Annotated in this window: 3 protein-coding genes; all 3 read right to left on the bottom strand. The window is 58.0% G+C overall.

From position 1 onward, the window contains the following. On the bottom strand, positions 1–103 hold a 103-nt coding region (locus WB402_RS04815), incomplete at its 3' end, for a DegT/DnrJ/EryC1/StrS family aminotransferase (protein WP_424205783.1). A gap of 106 nt (positions 104–209) precedes the next feature. Continuing rightward, the gene (locus WB402_RS04810) at positions 210–815 is read right to left on the bottom strand and encodes a DapH/DapD/GlmU-related protein (RefSeq protein ID WP_423937264.1); all 606 of its coding nucleotides are present in this window, start codon (positions 813–815) and stop codon (positions 210–212) included. A gap of 10 nt (positions 816–825) precedes the next feature. Further along, a partial coding sequence (locus tag WB402_RS04805; RefSeq protein ID WP_424205782.1) for a Gfo/Idh/MocA family protein occupies positions 826–1,686 on the bottom strand: 861 nt, incomplete at its 5' end.

Genomic DNA, 1,686 nt, shown 5'->3' with positions numbered 1-1,686 from the left:
CCAGGAAGATGGCATCCGTACCGTTTCCCACGCCGATGCCGTGCTTCGCGCCGCAGAACGCCGAGAACGCCGACTCGAATGCCTTGACGAAGGGACCTCCGATGAAGGCGGATTTCGAGATGACGTCCGCGATCGTCTGGTCGATCTCGTCCTTGATGCTCTCGTACTGCGCTTTCAGGTCGACCAGCGGGATATCCAGAGCAGCCCCCTCAATATGGAAGTGATGTGATCAATTTGATGAAACGCGCCGGATTCCCTGCGACTACCGCGTTCTCCGGGACATCTTTCACGACAACGGAACCGGCACCGACCAGGGAGTTCGCCCCGATCACGATCCCCGGCAAGATCGTGGAGTTGGCGCCGATCTTTGCGCCCTTCTTGATCAATGGACCGGCAAGGGTTTCCTTCACCCCTGGAGAAAGCGGATACTTGGCATTTGTAATCACGACATTCGGGCCGAGCCACGCGTCGTCCTCGATGACGGTGAATTCGGGCACGAAGACCTGGCTGTGCATCCGCACACCGTTCCCGATCCGGACGTGGTGCTCGATCACGGAGAGGGTGCCGATGCTGACGTTGTCTCCGATCTCGTTCAGTTCCCGGATGTTGACCTTGTTCCCGGTCTGGAACCGTTCCCCGATCCGGTTCCCGGCGTAGATCACCGTGTGGGATCGGATAACCGCTCCGCGGCCGATGACGGTCTCGAGCTCTCCCGCCTTTTTCCCCCTGGGCGGGCTCCCGATGATGGCATAATCCTCGACGATGGATCCTTCACCCAGCGTGACGCCGGGGAAGATTTTGTGGGTAACCGTCATGGTATCTCCGTCATGCAACGATCTCTTCCTCCGGGGGTGTCGGTAACTCCTCCGGTTTCCCCTCGGTCATCTGGCTTACGGTGATCATTCCCCCGTTTATTGCCTGCGACCGGTAGATCATGCGGATCGCCTCCACAACCTTGTGGCCGTCTTCCCAACCCGCCACCCGTTTCTTACCGCCGAGAAAGTCCGCCACGACATCGGCGATCACCTTGTCGTGATTGGAACTGGTCCCCTTATACTTGGTGTAAACGTTAGGCTTATCATTGAAGTCGATCCCGTCGGGCAATGGGTACGACTGGACATCCCAGAAATCGATGGTGTTCAGGTAGGAACCTCCGATCTTGATCGTCCCTTTCTCGCCGACGATCGTGATGCTCCCCTCGTAGTTCTTGTTGTAAACGCAGTTGGTATAGGACAGCGTCCCCATGACGCCCGACTTGAACTTCATCATCGCAACGCCGCAATCCTCGATCTCGATGCTGTGGCTTTTGGTTTCGCCGATGGAGTTCACCCGCTGGATGTCCCCGAACATGTAGATGAGCAGGTCGATGAAATGGCAGCACTGCGTGTACAGGGGGCCGCCTTCCAGTTCCTTTCTCCCGAGCCAGTCGGATCGGTCGTAATAGCTTTGCGGGCGGTTCCATAGGACCGAGCAGTGCACCGTGTACACCTGCCCGAGCGCCTTATCCTCCAAGGCTTTCTTCGCGAGTTTGATCGGCACGTTGTGCCGATTCTGCCAGATCACCATCAGGCGGACGTTGTTCTTCTTTGCCGCCTCGTCCATCCGGTAGGTCTCCTCAAGTGTCAGTGCCATCGGTTTTTCCACCAGGATGTGCTTCCCCGCTTCGGCAGCCTCCACCGTCATCGG

Origin of the sequence: Sulfuricaulis sp., from assembly GCF_049587675.1 — a bacterium.
Lineage (GTDB): Bacteria > Pseudomonadota > Gammaproteobacteria > Acidiferrobacterales > Sulfurifustaceae > Sulfuricaulis.
The sequence above is the reverse complement of the archived record's forward strand: the minus strand, read 5'-3'. Positions and strand labels throughout refer to the sequence as shown.

Bases quoted from the DNA above. Each gene is read 5' to 3' on its own strand.
- WB402_RS04810 (WP_423937264.1), bottom strand. From the start codon at position 815: ATGACGGTTACCCACAAAATCTTCCCCGGCGTCACGCTGGGTGAAGGA.